This is a genomic window from Hungatella sp. L36 (assembly GCF_014288035.1).
The window spans coordinates 165,637-179,483 of record NZ_JACOPC010000006.1 but is presented as its reverse complement, the minus strand read 5'-3'; the positions used below and the strand labels follow the sequence as shown (position 1 = coordinate 179,483).

The 13,847-nt window shown below is 49.2% G+C and carries 14 protein-coding genes and 1 riboswitch; of the genes, 12 read left to right on the top strand and 2 right to left on the bottom strand.

Features of this window, described 5'->3' with window-relative positions; translation table 11 throughout:
- A complete protein-coding gene (locus H8S80_RS16435; protein ID WP_117632599.1) occupies positions 1 to 393 on the top strand; it encodes a DUF3021 family protein in 393 nt (130 codons plus the stop codon).
- A 77-nt stretch (positions 394 to 470) separates the two neighbouring features.
- Here the strand turns inward: H8S80_RS16435 and H8S80_RS16430 are convergent, their stop codons facing one another.
- Entirely contained in the window at positions 471 to 896 is a 426-nt protein-coding gene (locus H8S80_RS16430) for an aspartate carbamoyltransferase regulatory subunit (RefSeq protein ID WP_025529257.1), read from the bottom strand.
- Complete coding sequence (gene pyrB, locus H8S80_RS16425; protein WP_002603866.1) at positions 890 to 1,813, bottom strand: aspartate carbamoyltransferase; 924 nt, start codon at positions 1,811 to 1,813, stop codon at positions 890 to 892. The genes H8S80_RS16430 and pyrB overlap by 7 nt, the downstream gene beginning before the upstream one ends.
- A 303-nt stretch (positions 1,814 to 2,116) precedes the next feature.
- On the opposite strand from pyrB, the gene H8S80_RS16420 reads away from it, so the two are divergent.
- The 11 genes from H8S80_RS16420 (at position 2,117) to nagE (ending at position 13,825) form a co-directional block, all read left to right on the top strand.
- Complete coding sequence (locus H8S80_RS16420) at positions 2,117 to 2,839, top strand: ABC transporter ATP-binding protein (RefSeq protein WP_051079361.1); 723 nt, start codon at positions 2,117 to 2,119, stop codon at positions 2,837 to 2,839.
- Complete coding sequence (locus H8S80_RS16415; RefSeq protein ID WP_002603868.1) at positions 2,823 to 4,652, top strand: COG1361 S-layer family protein; 1,830 nt, start codon at positions 2,823 to 2,825, stop codon at positions 4,650 to 4,652. Before H8S80_RS16420 ends, H8S80_RS16415 begins: the two co-directional genes overlap by 17 nt.
- Positions 4,642 to 6,003 carry an ABC transporter permease gene (locus H8S80_RS16410; RefSeq protein WP_002603869.1) on the top strand — a complete coding sequence of 454 codons (1,362 nt, stop codon included), beginning with the start codon at positions 4,642 to 4,644 and terminating at the stop codon, positions 6,001 to 6,003. Before H8S80_RS16415 ends, H8S80_RS16410 begins: the two co-directional genes overlap by 11 nt.
- Positions 6,004 to 6,058: 55 nt before the next feature.
- Positions 6,059 to 6,141, top strand: a riboswitch (ZMP/ZTP riboswitch).
- Positions 6,142 to 6,224: 83 nt separating this feature from the next.
- Positions 6,225 to 6,965, top strand: a complete 741-nt coding sequence (locus H8S80_RS16405; RefSeq protein ID WP_117632600.1) for an IMP cyclohydrolase — start codon at positions 6,225 to 6,227, stop codon at positions 6,963 to 6,965.
- A gap of 26 nt (positions 6,966 to 6,991) precedes the next feature.
- Entirely contained in the window at positions 6,992 to 8,167 is a 1,176-nt protein-coding gene (locus H8S80_RS16400; protein ID WP_055652906.1) for a phosphoribosylaminoimidazolecarboxamide formyltransferase, read from the top strand.
- Positions 8,168 to 8,408: 241 nt separating this feature from the next.
- On the top strand, positions 8,409 to 9,749 hold the full coding sequence (locus H8S80_RS16395) for an MATE family efflux transporter (protein ID WP_117632601.1): 1,341 nt from the start codon (positions 8,409 to 8,411) through the stop codon (positions 9,747 to 9,749).
- Between the two features lie 106 nt (positions 9,750 to 9,855).
- Positions 9,856 to 10,506, top strand: coding sequence for an RNA polymerase sporulation sigma factor SigK (gene sigK / locus H8S80_RS16390; RefSeq protein WP_002603873.1), 651 nt, complete (start codon positions 9,856 to 9,858; stop codon positions 10,504 to 10,506).
- A 173-nt stretch (positions 10,507 to 10,679) separates the two neighbouring features.
- Positions 10,680 to 11,507 (top strand): BglG family transcription antiterminator LicT, encoded by an 828-nt coding sequence (gene licT / locus H8S80_RS16385; RefSeq protein ID WP_117632602.1) that lies wholly within the window; start codon positions 10,680 to 10,682, stop codon positions 11,505 to 11,507.
- A 25-nt stretch (positions 11,508 to 11,532) separates the two neighbouring features.
- A complete protein-coding gene (locus H8S80_RS16380) occupies positions 11,533 to 12,024 on the top strand; it encodes a PTS sugar transporter subunit IIA (protein WP_002603875.1) in 492 nt (163 codons plus the stop codon).
- A 12-nt stretch (positions 12,025 to 12,036) separates the two neighbouring features.
- Complete coding sequence (locus tag H8S80_RS16375; protein ID WP_002603876.1) at positions 12,037 to 12,291, top strand: HPr family phosphocarrier protein; 255 nt, start codon at positions 12,037 to 12,039, stop codon at positions 12,289 to 12,291.
- A 73-nt stretch (positions 12,292 to 12,364) separates the two neighbouring features.
- Positions 12,365 to 13,825: an N-acetylglucosamine-specific PTS transporter subunit IIBC gene (gene nagE, locus H8S80_RS16370; protein WP_002603877.1), complete on the top strand. Its 1,461-nt coding sequence runs from the start codon at positions 12,365 to 12,367 to the stop codon at positions 13,823 to 13,825.
- Positions 13,826 to 13,847 lie beyond the last annotated feature (22 nt).

Below are 13,847 nucleotides of genomic sequence, written 5' to 3'. Positions count from 1 at the left end.
ATGAAACGATTGGAAGGATTTTTAACGTATCTGTTTACAGGAATTGGAATCGGGGCCGTTGTGTGTACGGTGTCCCTGGCAGTTATGGGCGGCATGGATGGAACGCTTAAGCAGATTCTCGCATGGCTGGCGGCGTCCGCGCTGTTTACGGTAATTTCGCAGATTATGTGCATGGATTTTGGCAATCTGCTGATCCGCACCATAATCCATTTCTGCCTCTGCTTTACCCTGGCTGTAACGGTTGGAACGTTTCTCAACTATTCCGTCAGCTGGATTTCCAGCGCCAGAGTGATGCTGCCCGCATTCCTTGTCATTTATGTGATTATCTATGTAGGGACATTCATGGTGCGGCTGGCCGAAACGAAGGAACTGAATAAAAAGCTGAGCAGATAAGAAATAACAGGTTTTCAGAAAGTAAAAAAGAATCATGACAGTGCCAGTTCCCCTGTCATGATTCTTTTTATTTTATTTTATTTGGAGTACTTTTCCTCGCAGTACATGCAGCGGTAGGTCTCGGTCTCCGAATCCGCAAGATAGAAGATATGCGGCAGCTCCTGCTCGATGGAGGTGATGCAGCGCGGGTTCCTGCAGTGGATCACATTGGTGATCTTTTTCGGAAGCTTCAAGGTCCTCTTTTCCGCAATCTGATTGCCGCGGATAATGTTGACGGTGATGTTGTGATCGATGTAGCCGAGAATGTCGAGATCGATGTGGTCCAGACCGCCCTCGATCTTAATGATGTCCTTGCGTCCCATCTTGTTGCTTCTTGCGTTCTTGATAATCGCTACCTGGCAGTCTAACTTGTCCAGTCCCAGGTTATAGTAGATGTCCAGGCTCTTGCCGGCCTGAATATGGTCTAATACGATGCCTTCGTTTAATCCGCTGATATTTAACATGGTTTTTCTACCTCCAGTAATGTCATAATAAGGGCCATGCGCACGTATACGCCGTACTGGGCCTGTTTAAAGTAGGCGGCTCTCGGGTCGTTGTCTACTTCTACGGAGATTTCGTTGACCCTGGGAAGCGGGTGAAGAACGTACATGTCTTCCTTGGCAAGCTTCATCTTGTTCTTATCGAGAATGTAGCAGTCTTTCAAACGAATGTAATCTTCCTCGTTGAAGAAGCGTTCCTTCTGTACGCGGGTCATATAGAGAATGTCGAGAGAAGGCATGGCCTCGTCTAAGCTGTCCATTTCCACAAATTCGATGTTGTTCGCTTTTAAAACGTCTTCCCTGATGTATTCCGGTACACGCAGCTCCGGCGGGGAAATAAGGACGAACTTGATGTTCTCATAGCGAACCAGGGCGTTGATCAGGGAGTGAACGGTGCGGCCGAACTTTAAATCGCCGCAGAGGCCGATGGTCAGGTCATGAAGACGGCCCTTTAAGGAACGGATTGACAGCAAGTCCGTGAGTGTCTGGGTCGGGTGCTGATGGCCGCCGTCACCGGCGTTGATGACCGGAATTCCGGAATGGGTGGCGGCAACTAACGGAGCGCCCTCCTTCGGATGTCTCATGGCGCAGATATCGGCGTAGCAGGAGATGACGCGGATCGTATCAGCCACGCTCTCGCCTTTTGCTGCCGAGCTGGAATCGGCAGAAGAAAAGCCGAGTACGCTGCCACCTAAATTTAACATGGCTGCTTCAAAACTCAAACGAGTTCTTGTACTTGGCTCATAAAATAATGTCGCTAATTTTTTACCATCACATACGTGGGAATATTCCGAAAGGTGATGTTCAATGTTGTCTGCCAGATCGAGCAGCTGACCGGTTTCTTCCACACTAAAGTCTAATGGGTTTAATAAATGTCTCATAAGAATCTCCTTTATCCAATGTCTTATACAATCCGCATTTTGAATGGGAATCAAAATGACAGGGCAGCAGTGCTGCTGAATTCTTTACCCATTATATAGTATCTTATAAAATATTTCCATAGTTTTTTGTAAAAAAAGTGCCTGTAAGGAATATTTAAGGAACTTTAAGAAAATTAAGGAAGACCGGATGGAAAACCTGTTGTATAATGGCAGTATGAGAAAAGAAGGGCGCTAAGTGCTCATAGCGAGGAGGTATCTGCTTTGGCGGAAGAAAACAGGGAAGAGAAGAGTAAGAAGATACCTATGATTCAGGTAAAAAATCTCTACAAAGTATATAAAGTCGGCGACACCAAGGTCTATGCCTTGGGAGGGGTCGACTTTACGATATATAAAGGAGAATTTTGTGCGATTGTCGGTCCCTCCGGTTCCGGAAAGTCCACTCTTCTGAACATGATGGCCGGATTGGAGAAGCCCTCGAAGGGGGAGATTCTCATTGCCGGGAAGCATATTGAGAAGCTGACGGAGAACCAGCTGGTCGCCTTCCGGCGGAAGCATGTGGGCTTCATCTTTCAGTCCTATAATCTGCTTCAGACGATGAACGCCGTGGAGAATGTGGCTCTGCCGCTCTCTTTCCGGGGAGTCCCGAGGAAGAAGCGGAACGAGAAGGCAGTGAAGTATATTAAGCTGGTCGGCCTGGAGAAGCAGATGAAGCACATGGCCAACGAGATGTCCGGCGGACAGCAGCAGCGTGTGGGAATCGCCAGGGCCCTGGCCGTGGACCCGCAGATCATATTCGCGGATGAGCCTACCGGTAATCTGGATTCGAAGACGACGAAGGAGATTCTGGGGCTGATGAGAAAGATTGTGCGGGAGCAGAATCAGACGCTTGTCATGGTAACCCATGATAATTATATTGCCGGCTTTGCCGACCGGCAGTTACATATTGTAGACGGCAAGATCTTCAAGATCGAAGAACAACACCATGATGATACCGAGGAGGATACAGAGAATGAAGAAGAGAGGTAATAGGGTACTGGCGGGTCTGCTTGCCGTACTGGTAGTGCTGGGGGCTGTGCCGCTTCAGTCGATGGGGGCGCAGTACGGGATACAGAAGAATAAGTATCTCGATGTCAAGAAGACTCCGACCGGAAAGACCGGTCAGAATATGACCATCAGCATGATATTTGACAACAGCAAGGGAAGCGAGGATTTACAGGGAGTGTCCGTGCGGTTTGACGACAGCGCAGTGGACAGCGAATACGACGCGGCGGAAGATCCGGATGAGGACACTAAGTATAATGGTTCCGTGTTCCCGTTTGAGATTACCTCCAGCATCTTTGATGCCAAGGTGATTGGCTCTGTAAAGGCAGGCGCTACCAGAACCGTTTCTTTATCTGCCAGGGTCAGAAGAGATATTGCCGAGGGCTACTATTCCGTACCGATCATCGTCAAGGCCAACGGCAGCGACGCTACGACCGACCACATCAACGTCTGGATCACAAAGTCCAGCGGGACCACGGAATCGGGAGACGACGACGGATCGATCCGTTTTGAGCTGGGGGAAAACCAGTCCACCCCATCCGGCCAGTATCCGGATGTGATGAATTTTACCGTAAACTTACGCAACGCATCGAATATTACGGCATTTGATGTCAATGTTCGCATGGGATTAAGCGAAGACAGCACAAAATTCCCCTTTAACATCAATGACGGAAACTACGTGAGACATTTTGACCGTGTCGGCGGCGGTGAGAGCCAGGAGGTATCCTACAGTATGGCTATCCGCAAGGAGTCGTACACCGGATACTATCCGATCACCTTTACGATCGAATACAGAGACAGCACCGAGGGCGATATTCAGAAAGCGGAATCCATCTTCTACGTACACGTTCAGAACAAGGACAAGGAAGAGGAGACGGGAGAGTTTAACGCCAACGACAGAACGAAGGCCAGACTGATCGTTGACGGATTCCAGACGATTCCGGAGGTGGTTTACGCAGGCGATGATTTCGACCTGATTCTCCGCATGAAGAACGCATCCGAGAACGTGGCTGCCAGCAACATCTTATTTACCCTGGAATCCGAGAAGGTGACGGACAGTGCGGTATTTACCACAGACTCCGGCTCCTCCTCCATCGTGGTGAATTCCCTGGCGGCAGGACAGAGCACAGAGCTTAAGATCCGCATGAAGGCGGGGGCCTGGGTGGATCAGAGAACCTACGCCATTACGATCAATGAGAAATACGACAGCCCGGAATTCAAGAACGCCGAGGAGAAAGTAACGGTGGACATTCCGGTGAAGCAGATGGCACGGCTTAACACCGGCACCATCGATATCATGCCGGACTCCATCTCTGTCGGAGCGGAATCCAATGTCATGTTCCAGATCAACAACACAGGCAAAGTCCTTCTCTATAACGTGATGGTCACCTTCTTAGGCGATTCCGTCCAGAAGACAGACGCCTATGTGGGCAATATCAAGCCGGGAGACTCCGGCAGCGTGGATGCCATGCTGTCCGGCATCGCCCCCACTGCGGATGACGGCAAGATCAAGATTATGATCACCTACGAGGATGAGAACGGAGTAGTCAGCGATCCGATCGAAAAAGAGATGACGCTCATGGTAACTGAGGCTGTGGATCAGGACTTCGATATGACGGATGACATGGGCACGTTTCCGGCGGATGCGGAACCGACGGGCATTAAGAAATACCAGAAGTTCATAATTCCAGCGGTAATCGTAGTGCTTGTGGCCGGCACCGCGGCAGGCATTATCCTTGTTAAGAGACGGAAAAAGAAGAAGGCAGCAGAGGAAGAGGAAATAGACGATGAGATTTAGTGATTTGCTTTCCATGAGTGTGAACAATTTAAGACGGAGAAAGCTCAGGACATTCCTGACCGTTCTGGGGGTTGTAATCGGTACAGCCTCCATCGTGGTCATGGTCTCTTTGGGTATCGGTTTAAATGAACTCACCATGGAGCAGATTGCCTCCTACGGCAGCCTGACGGAGATATCCATCTATTCTGACGCCATGTGGGGAGGTTCCGATGACGGAAAGGATCCGAAGTATATGACGGATGAGGTCATGGACCAGTTTCGAAGGCTGGACCACGTGACTACAGTCTCGCCGATCCTGTCGACGTATGTTATCATGCGTCAGGGCGTCTACCAGGCGAATGTCAACCTTACCGGTGTGACAAAGGAATATATGGAAAAGATCCCCTTAAAGGAGGGGACTGTGCCGGATACCAGCGGCAATGAACTTCAGATGGTGGTCGGCAACATGGTGCCCAGACAGTTTTATAATCCGAAGTCCAGGAGCAACCGGTACGGCATGAGCGGAGACGACGTCCCGGATATCGACTTCATGAATAAGCCGATTTTCGTGATTTTCGATACGGATGCCTATTATCAGAGCCAGAACGGAAGCACGACGGAGGGAGGAACTCCGGTCAAGGCTCCCAAGAAGTATTTGCTGCCGACCTCGGGCCTGGTGGAAGGCGGACTGGAGGACTGGAACAACTACAGCTACAGTGTGTATGTGGACATCGACATGCTGAAATCCCAGCTAAAGCAGGTATTTAAGAAGAAACCGATTCCAAACCAGCCGACGAATAAGAAGGGGAAGCCCTTTAATTACTTCGTCTACGAGCAGGCGGTGGTGGAAGTGGATGATATGAAGAACGTCACCGAGGTGCAGAAGATCATCAACGACATGGGATTCCAGGCCAACAGCAACATGGACTGGCTGGAACAGTCCCAGAAGCAGTCCAACATGGTGCAGGCCGTGCTGGGCGGCATCGGCGCCGTGTCCCTGTTCGTAGCGGCCATCGGCATTGCCAATACCATGATGATGTCGATCTATGAGCGTACGAAGGAGATCGGTATTATCAAGGTCCTCGGATGCGACATGGGCAATATCAGGAACATGTTCCTGCTGGAATCCGGTTTTATCGGTTTCATGGGAGGTGTGATCGGAATTGTCTTAAGCTATGGAATCTCCTTTATTGCCAATAAGTTTTTATCCGGCCAGTTTCTGGTGGGCATAGAAGGAGATTTATCGAGAATTCCACCGTGGCTTTCGGTATCGGCAGTGGGATTTGCCATATTCGTCGGTATGGCGGCAGGCTTCTTCCCTTCGCTGAGAGCCATGAAGCTAAGCCCGCTTGCGGCAATCCGGAACGAGTAGGAAGTACGGGAAAAAATACTTGCATTTCAGACCGGAATATTATATGATATGTGACAGAGTGACGTGCGACTGGCGGATAAGTGGAGAGATACCACGGGGAGCACGTTCGATAAGAAGCCGACCGCCTGGGCACCGCTTTTGGGGTATCCAGGCGGTTTTTTATTACTTAGGAAAGTTTGTCCTATGATTTCGGACGATACCACTATTTAGGAGGAAAGAAGATGAACATGATTTCACTGAAGGACGATTTGAGAGGCAATTCCTATCCGGGAAGAGGGATTATCATCGGAAGGACACCGGATGGAACAAAGGCGGTGGCCGCTTACTTTATTATGGGAAGAAGCGAGAACAGCCGCAACCGTGTATTCGTGGAGGACGGGGAGGGAATCCGTACCCAGGCATTCGATCCGGCGAAGCTTACCGATCCCAGCCTGATCATCTACGCACCTGTCCGTGTTCTTGGGAACAAGACGATCGTAACCAACGGAGACCAGACAGATACGATCTATGAGGGCATGGATAAGCAGATGACATTCGAACAGTCCTTAAGAAGCCGTGAGTTTGAGCCGGACAGCCCCAACTATACGCCCCGGATCTCTGGAATTATGCATGTGAAGGGCTGTACGGACTGTGATGTCCGGGAAAAGGGCCATTATAATTATGCCATGTCCATCTTAAAGAGCAGCAACGGAAATCCTGATTCCTGCTGCCGCTATACATTTGCCTACGAGAATCCTGCTGCTGGAGAGGGCCATTTCATCCATACGTATATGCATGACGGCAATCCGCTTCCAAGCTTTGAAGGCGAGCCCAAACGAGTGGAGACCATGGACGACATCGACGCGTTCACCAGCCTGCTGTGGGAGAATCTAAACGAGGACAACAGGGTATCCCTGTTTGTACGGTATATTACGATTGCCACAGGTGCGTATGAGACACGCATTGTGAATAAAAACCAGTAATTCTTTATACAAAAGGAGAAAAAGCGATGAACGAATTAGAACTGAAGTATGGCTGCAACCCAAATCAGAAACCATCCAGAATCTTCGTGAAGAACGGAGATCTGCCGATCGAGGTGCTGAGCGGCCGTCCGGGCTATATTAATTTCATGGATGCCTTCAACGGCTGGCAGCTGGTAAAAGAACTGAAAGAGGCGACAGGACTTCCGGCCGCGGCTTCCTTTAAGCATGTGTCTCCGGCGGGAGCGGCCGTGGGCCTTCCGCTGGACGAGACGTTAAGAAAGATTTACTGGGTGGACGATATGGGAGAGCTCTCGCCCTTAGCCAGCGCCTATGCCAGAGCGAGAGGTGCGGACCGCATGTCTTCCTTCGGTGATTTCATCTCCCTGTCCGACGTCTGCGATGCGGATACGGCCAGGATCATCAAGCGGGAAGTCTCCGACGGCGTCATCGCTCCCGGATATGAGCCGGAGGCACTGGAGATCTTAAAGTCCAAGAAGAACGGCAATTACAATGTCATCGCTATCGATCCCGCGTACAGACCGGAACCGATCGAGCGCAAGCAGGTGTACGGCATTGTATTTGAGCAGGGAAGAAATGAACTGAAGATCGATGAGGAACTGTTAAAAGAAGTCGTGACTTCCAATAAAGAGATTCCGGATTCCGCGAAGATTGATCTGATCATCTCCCTGATCACCTTAAAATATACCCAGTCCAACTCTGTCTGCTTCGCAAAGGGCGGCCAGGCCATCGGCATCGGTGCAGGACAGCAGTCCCGCGTTCACTGTACGAGACTGGCAGGAAACAAGGCGGATAACTGGTTCCTGCGTCAGTGCCCGAAGGTCTTAAATCTCTCCTTTGTCGACAACATCCGCCGCGCAGACCGCGACAATGCGATTGATGTCTACATCGGCGAGGACTATATGGATGTGCTTGCAGACGGCAGATGGGAGAGTATTTTCAAGGAAAAACCAGAGGTATTTACAAAAGAGGAGAAGAGAGCGTGGCTGGACCAGATGACGGATGTGGCCCTCGGCTCCGATGCGTTCTTCCCCTTCGGTGACAACATTGACCGGGCGTATAAGAGCGGCGTGAAGTATGTGGCTCAGCCGGGCGGATCTGTCCGTGACGATCAGGTGATTGAGACGTGTGACAAATACGGCATGGCGATGGCATTTACCGGTATCCGTCTGTTCCACCACTAAGACTCTGCGTTTTAGTGGAGACAAAGGCAGACAAAAGAAAAGACAAAAGAAAAGACAAAAGAAAAGACAAAAAAACGAGGCAAAGTATTGACAAACCGAAGATATTTGATAAAATATTAGTGGTTCATCGGAGGGATATAAATCGTTTGAATTTTATATGCCGGATAAGATGTCAGGTGGAAATCCTGATATTTTATCCGGCTTTTTTACGTAGTAAAGAAAGCTCAGGAGGTACCTTTATATGAATTCAACCACTCAAAACACACTGACAGAGGGAAAACTGGCCCCGGCGCTTCTGCGCTTTGCCGTTCCATTTCTCATCTCAAACTTTCTGCAGGCGTTATATGGAGCCGTCGATTTATTTGTCGTGGGACAGTTTTCGACTTCCGCGTCCGTATCTGCCGTGGCGATCGGCAGCCAGGTGATGCAGACGGTCACCTGGATCATCCTGGGAATATCCATGGGCGGGACCGTACTGATCGGTCAGAAGATCGGAGAGAAGAACGAGGAAGGCGCGGCGGAGGCTGTGGGCTGCGTCGCCGTCTTATTCGGCCTGATGGCCCTTGTCTTAACCCCGCTGATGCTGATTGCCGTTAATGGGGCTGTAGCCCTGATGAAAACCCCGCCGGAGGCGGTCAACGCGGCGCGCAGCTATATCTTCATCTGTTCCTGCGGACTTCCGTTTATCACCGGATATAACGGCGTCAGCGGTATTTTCCGCGGGATCGGGGATTCACGGACTCCGGTAATCTTCATCGGCCTGGCCTGCATCGTCAATGTCATCGGCGATTTCCTGTTCACCGGCTGGATGGGCATGGGCGCAGCCGGAGCGGCCTTCGCCACGGTTATCGCCCAGGCAGTCAGCTTCCTGGCGGCTCTGGCATATATGTATAAAAAAGGATTTTCCTTCCCCTTTGGACGGCGTCACTTAAGACTCCGCAGGAAACCGGCCGCGGCTATCCTGAAGGTAGGATTTCCGCTTGCCCTGCAGGACGCGCTGGTCAACGTCTCATTCCTGATTATCACAACGATCATCAACACCATGGGACTGACCGCGTCCGCCGCCGTGGGAGTCGTGGAGAAGATCATCTCCTTTGCCATGCTGCCTCCAAGCGCCATCGCATCGGCAGTGACCACGGTGACTGCGCAGAACATCGGGGCGAAGAAGCCGGAGCGGGCGAAGCGGGCGCTCTGGTACGGGATCGGCTTTTCCCTGATCTTTGGGATCGCAGTCTGTATTTTCGTCCAGTTTTTTGCGCCGCTGGTCACTGCGGTATTCTCCAGGGACGAGGCTGTCATACTGGCGGCGGCCCAGTACCTCCGGTCGTACTCCTATGACTGCATCCTGGTCAGCTTCGTGTTCTGCATCAACTCGTATTTCAGCGGCAGGAGCAACGCGCTGGTCCCGTTTATCCACAGCATGATCGCTACCTTTCTTGTCCGGATTCCGGCGACCTACGGCTTCAGCCTGATCGCAGGGGACAGCTTATTCCCCATGGGACTTGCCGCGCCGCTGGCTTCCTTCGTGTCCATCGTCATCTGTTTCGGCTATATGAGGTGGGAAGAGACGCGAAAAAGGTAAAAACGGGGGAAAATAAAAAGAAGTATAAGCCTATATTTTTTGTAAAAGCACTTTAAAAGGAAAGACGGCATAAAATGAGAGTAAGTAAGTTTTAAGGCGGCTTTCTTTGAAAACTTTTCCCAAACCTTTAACTGCGCGAGAGGAACGAGAGTGTCTGGAACGATACCAGGAAGGGGATCAGGAGGCGAGAGCCACACTCATCGAGCGGAATATGCGTCTGGTAGCGCATGTGGCCAAGAAGTATCAGAATACGGATTATGATATGGAGGACCTCCTGTCTGTCGGAACCATCGGTCTGATCAAGGCCGTCAATACGTTTCACACGGACAGGGGGTCAAGACTCGCCACCTACGCCGCGAAGTGTGTGGAAAATGAAATCCTCATGCTCCTTCGTGCTAATAAAAAATATTCAAAAGAGGTGTCTTTATTTGAGCCCATCGGAGTAGACAAGGATGGTGAGACTGTCAGCCTGGTGGATGTCATAGAGATGGAGAACAAGGAGGCTCTGGAGACCATCATCCTGAGCCAGGACATCAAGGAACTGTACGATGCGTTTGACCACTGTCTCAGAGACACGGAAAAAAAGGTGATCGGCATGCGGTACGGACTATACGGAGGAAAGGAGCACACCCAGCGGGAGATCGCTGATATGTTAGGAATATCCAGATCCTATGTCAGCCGGATCGAGAAGAAATCCATTGAAAAATTACGTATGGAATTCGAGAAAAACAATAAAAAATCAGGAATTATTAAATAAGTATAAAAAATGTCTAAATAATTTGTTGACTTTTTCCTAGAGTTCTGGTATAGTATGAATTAAGTTAATACGAGATGGATTGTTACTGGTAAGCAGGCAAAACCAATTTTGATCAATGAAAATATAATTTTATTTTCGCTGGCAAAATTGGTTTTTTTATTTGTAGGTGAAGTATGAAAATTGACAAGATTATCAACAATAACATTGTCAGTGCCATAGAAGCGGATGGAAAAGAAGTCGTTATCATGGGCCGGGGACTGGGATTTGGAATGAAGCCCGGAAAAGAGATTCCGGAGGGAAAGATCGAGAAGGTCTTCCGGTTAGACAGCCAGAACAGCACGGATAAGTTTAAAGAGCTGTTGGCGAATCTGCCTCTGGAGCACATTCAGGCATCCACGGAGATCATCAATTATGCGAAAAGCGTGTTGAACCGGCGTTTGAACCAAAGCATCTATATTACACTGACAGATCATATTAATTTTGCCATCGAACGATTTAAAGAGAAGATGATGTTTACCAATCCGCTGTTAAACGAGATCAAGACGTTCTACAAGGAAGAGTACTTAATCGGCGAGTACGCCGTGGCCCTGATTGAGCGAAGGATTGGAATTACACTTCCGGTGGACGAGGCGGGATTTATCGCACTTCATATAGTAAATGCGGAATATAATACAGCCATGCGGGACACGATTGATATTACAACCTTAATTCAGAATGTTGTAAAAATCGTGAAAGAATATTTTTCCATGGATTTAGATGAAACTTCGCTGAATTACCAGCGTTTTGTCACGCATCTTCGTTTCCTGGCTCAGCGGATTATCGGAGGAGAGATGCTAAACAGCGAGAATCCGGAATTCAACCAGCTGATCAGTCAGATGTATCCGGAAGAATACGCGTGCAGTCTGAAGCTGAAGGATTATATCCAGGTGACCTACCACCATGATGTGACCGAGGAAGAAACGGCATATCTGGCTGTCCATATTAAGAGAATAAGAATTTAAGGAGAAGAAAGGAGATTGAGGAAGCATGTTTAGTTCATTGAAAAAGATGTTTTCAGGAGGCGAGAAGGAGAGAGAAAAGATCCTTGCGCCGGTAGAAGGAAAGGCGGTACCGTTAAGCGAGGTCAGCGACCCGACCTTCAGTCAGGAAATACTCGGAAAGGGTGTTGCCATCATTCCGGAAAAGGGAAGAATCGTGGCTCCGGCCAGCGGTGTTCTGACCGTTATGTTTGAGACAAAGCACGCAGTCAGCGTAACGACTGACGGAGGCGCTGAGATCATCGTCCATGTGGGCCTTGATACCGTAAATTTAAAGGGAGAGCACTATACCTCCTATAAGAAGCAGGGCGAGCATGTCAAGGCGGGAGAGCTCCTTGTGGAGTTTGACATCGACGCGATCAAGGAAGCTGGCTACGATGTGATCACACCAATTATCGTATGCAACACGCCGAATTATCCGGATATGGTATGCCATACCGGCATGCAGGTTAAGGAACTGGATCCGATTATCGAATTATAGGGCTGGAGATCTATGAGGGAGTTCTTATATGAAGTGAAAGACCCTATGGGCTTTCACGCAAGGCCGGCTTCACGGCTGTTCATGAAGGCGAGAGAATACGAATGCCGGATTGACGTTGCCGCGGAAGGGGAAACGGTGGATGGAAAGAATCTTCTGGCTCTGATGAGTCTCGAGATCAGAGAAGGAGAGATGCTTCGGTTCCGGTTCGAGGGAACCGATGAGGAAGAGGCGGAGAAAGCGCTTTTAGAGGTGCTGGACCAGATATGATTTGAACCTGTGATGGGCACAGGATCAGATAAATAATGTCCGTTAGGACAAAAAAGAAAGGGGTTTCTTTATTATGATGAAGTATTTGCAAAGACTTGGTAAATCATTGATGCTCCCCGTAGCGTGTTTACCTGCAGCTGGTATCCTGATGGGTATCGGTTACTGGATTGACCCGAATGTAATGTCGGGACTCGGTACACCAAGCGCGCTTTCGTTCTTCCTTGTGAAGGCAGGCGGTGCGCTGATTGACAACATGGCGATTCTGTTCGCAATCGGTGTTGCAATCGGTATGGCTGATGACAACGATGGTACAGCGGCTTTAGCCGGTATTGTATCATGGCTGATGATTCAGCAGATTCTTTCACCTGCAGTAGTAGGTTCCTTAAAGGGAATTGATGTATCAGAAGTAAATGCAGCATTCTCCAAAATCAACAATCAGGCTATCGGTATCTTAAGTGGTTTGATTGGCGCTACCTGCTATAATCGCTTCAAGAACACGAAGCTTCCGGATGCACTTGCATTCTTCAGCGGTAAACGCAGTGTTGCAATTGTAACGGCTTTGGTATCGATCGTTGCTTCTCTGATTCTGTTCTTTATCTGGCCAATTGTTTATTCCGCACTCGTAGCTTTTGGCGAGTCGATCATCGGTTTAGGCCCGATCGGCGCTGGTATTTACGGCTTCTTCAACAGACTGCTGATTCCGCTTGGTTTACATCATGCGCTGAATTCCGTATTCTGGTTTGACGTTGCTGGAATTAACGATCTGTTCAAGTTCTGGGGAACCGTCGATGGTGCGGTTTACGGACAGACAGGTATGTACATGTCTGGTTTCTTCCCAGTCATGATGTTTGGTTTACCGGCTGCAGCTCTTGCCATGTATCAGACAGCAAAACCGGGTAAGAAGAAAAATGCTTATGGTTTATTATTCGCAGCAGCACTTTGTTCCTTCTTTACAGGTGTTACAGAACCTCTGGAATTCGCATTCATGTTCCTTGCACCAGGATTATACTTAATCCATGCTGTATTAACAGGTATTTCACTGGCAGTCACAGCTTTACTTCCAGTCCGTTCCGGTTTCTGGTTCAGCGCAGGTTTCGTTGACTGGTTACTGAGCATGAAGGCTCCAATGGCTGAGAATCCATTGTTTATGCTTCCGTTAGGTTTAGTTTACGGTTTGATTTACTATGTGGTATTCCGTTTTGCCATCGTTAAATTCAACTTTAAGACTCCTGGCCGTGAAGATGATGATGAGCTTGACATGGATGAGTCAAAAGTTACATTAGCCAACAATGATTTTACCCAGATCGCTACAATCATTCTGGAAGGTCTTGGCGGCAAAGAGAACGTAACAAGTGTAGATAACTGCATTACCAGATTAAGACTGGAAATCAAGGACTACACAAAGGTTAGCGAGAAGAAGATTAAATCTGCAGGTGTTGCAGGCGTAATCAGACCAGGTAAGACCAGCGTACAGGTTATTGTTGGTCCTCAGGTACAGTTCGTAGCTGACGAATTCAAGAAACTGTGTAAGTAATTACGATAGAGAGACAGCCGGG

Excerpts from the sequence above, each read along its gene's own strand:
- nagE (WP_002603877.1), top strand. The coding sequence starts at position 12,365 with ATGATGAAGTATTTGCAAAGACTTGGTAAATCATTGATGCTCCCCGTA.
- H8S80_RS16395 (WP_117632601.1), top strand. The coding sequence starts at position 8,409 with ATGAATTCAACCACTCAAAACACACTGACAGAGGGAAAACTGGCCCCG.
- H8S80_RS16380 (WP_002603875.1), top strand. The coding sequence starts at position 11,533 with ATGTTTAGTTCATTGAAAAAGATGTTTTCAGGAGGCGAGAAGGAGAGA.
- H8S80_RS16435 (WP_117632599.1), top strand. The coding sequence starts at position 1 with ATGAAACGATTGGAAGGATTTTTAACGTATCTGTTTACAGGAATTGGA.
- pyrB (WP_002603866.1), bottom strand. The coding sequence starts at position 1,813 with ATGAGACATTTATTAAACCCATTAGACTTTAGTGTGGAAGAAACCGGT.
- H8S80_RS16415 (WP_002603868.1), top strand. The coding sequence starts at position 2,823 with ATGAAGAAGAGAGGTAATAGGGTACTGGCGGGTCTGCTTGCCGTACTG.
- licT (WP_117632602.1), top strand. The coding sequence starts at position 10,680 with ATGAAAATTGACAAGATTATCAACAATAACATTGTCAGTGCCATAGAA.
- H8S80_RS16410 (WP_002603869.1), top strand. The coding sequence starts at position 4,642 with ATGAGATTTAGTGATTTGCTTTCCATGAGTGTGAACAATTTAAGACGG.
- H8S80_RS16430 (WP_025529257.1), bottom strand. The coding sequence starts at position 896 with ATGTTAAATATCAGCGGATTAAACGAAGGCATCGTATTAGACCATATT.
- H8S80_RS16375 (WP_002603876.1), top strand. The coding sequence starts at position 12,037 with ATGAGGGAGTTCTTATATGAAGTGAAAGACCCTATGGGCTTTCACGCA.
- H8S80_RS16405 (WP_117632600.1), top strand. The coding sequence starts at position 6,225 with ATGAACATGATTTCACTGAAGGACGATTTGAGAGGCAATTCCTATCCG.
- H8S80_RS16420 (WP_051079361.1), top strand. The coding sequence starts at position 2,117 with ATGATTCAGGTAAAAAATCTCTACAAAGTATATAAAGTCGGCGACACC.
- H8S80_RS16400 (WP_055652906.1), top strand. The coding sequence starts at position 6,992 with ATGAACGAATTAGAACTGAAGTATGGCTGCAACCCAAATCAGAAACCA.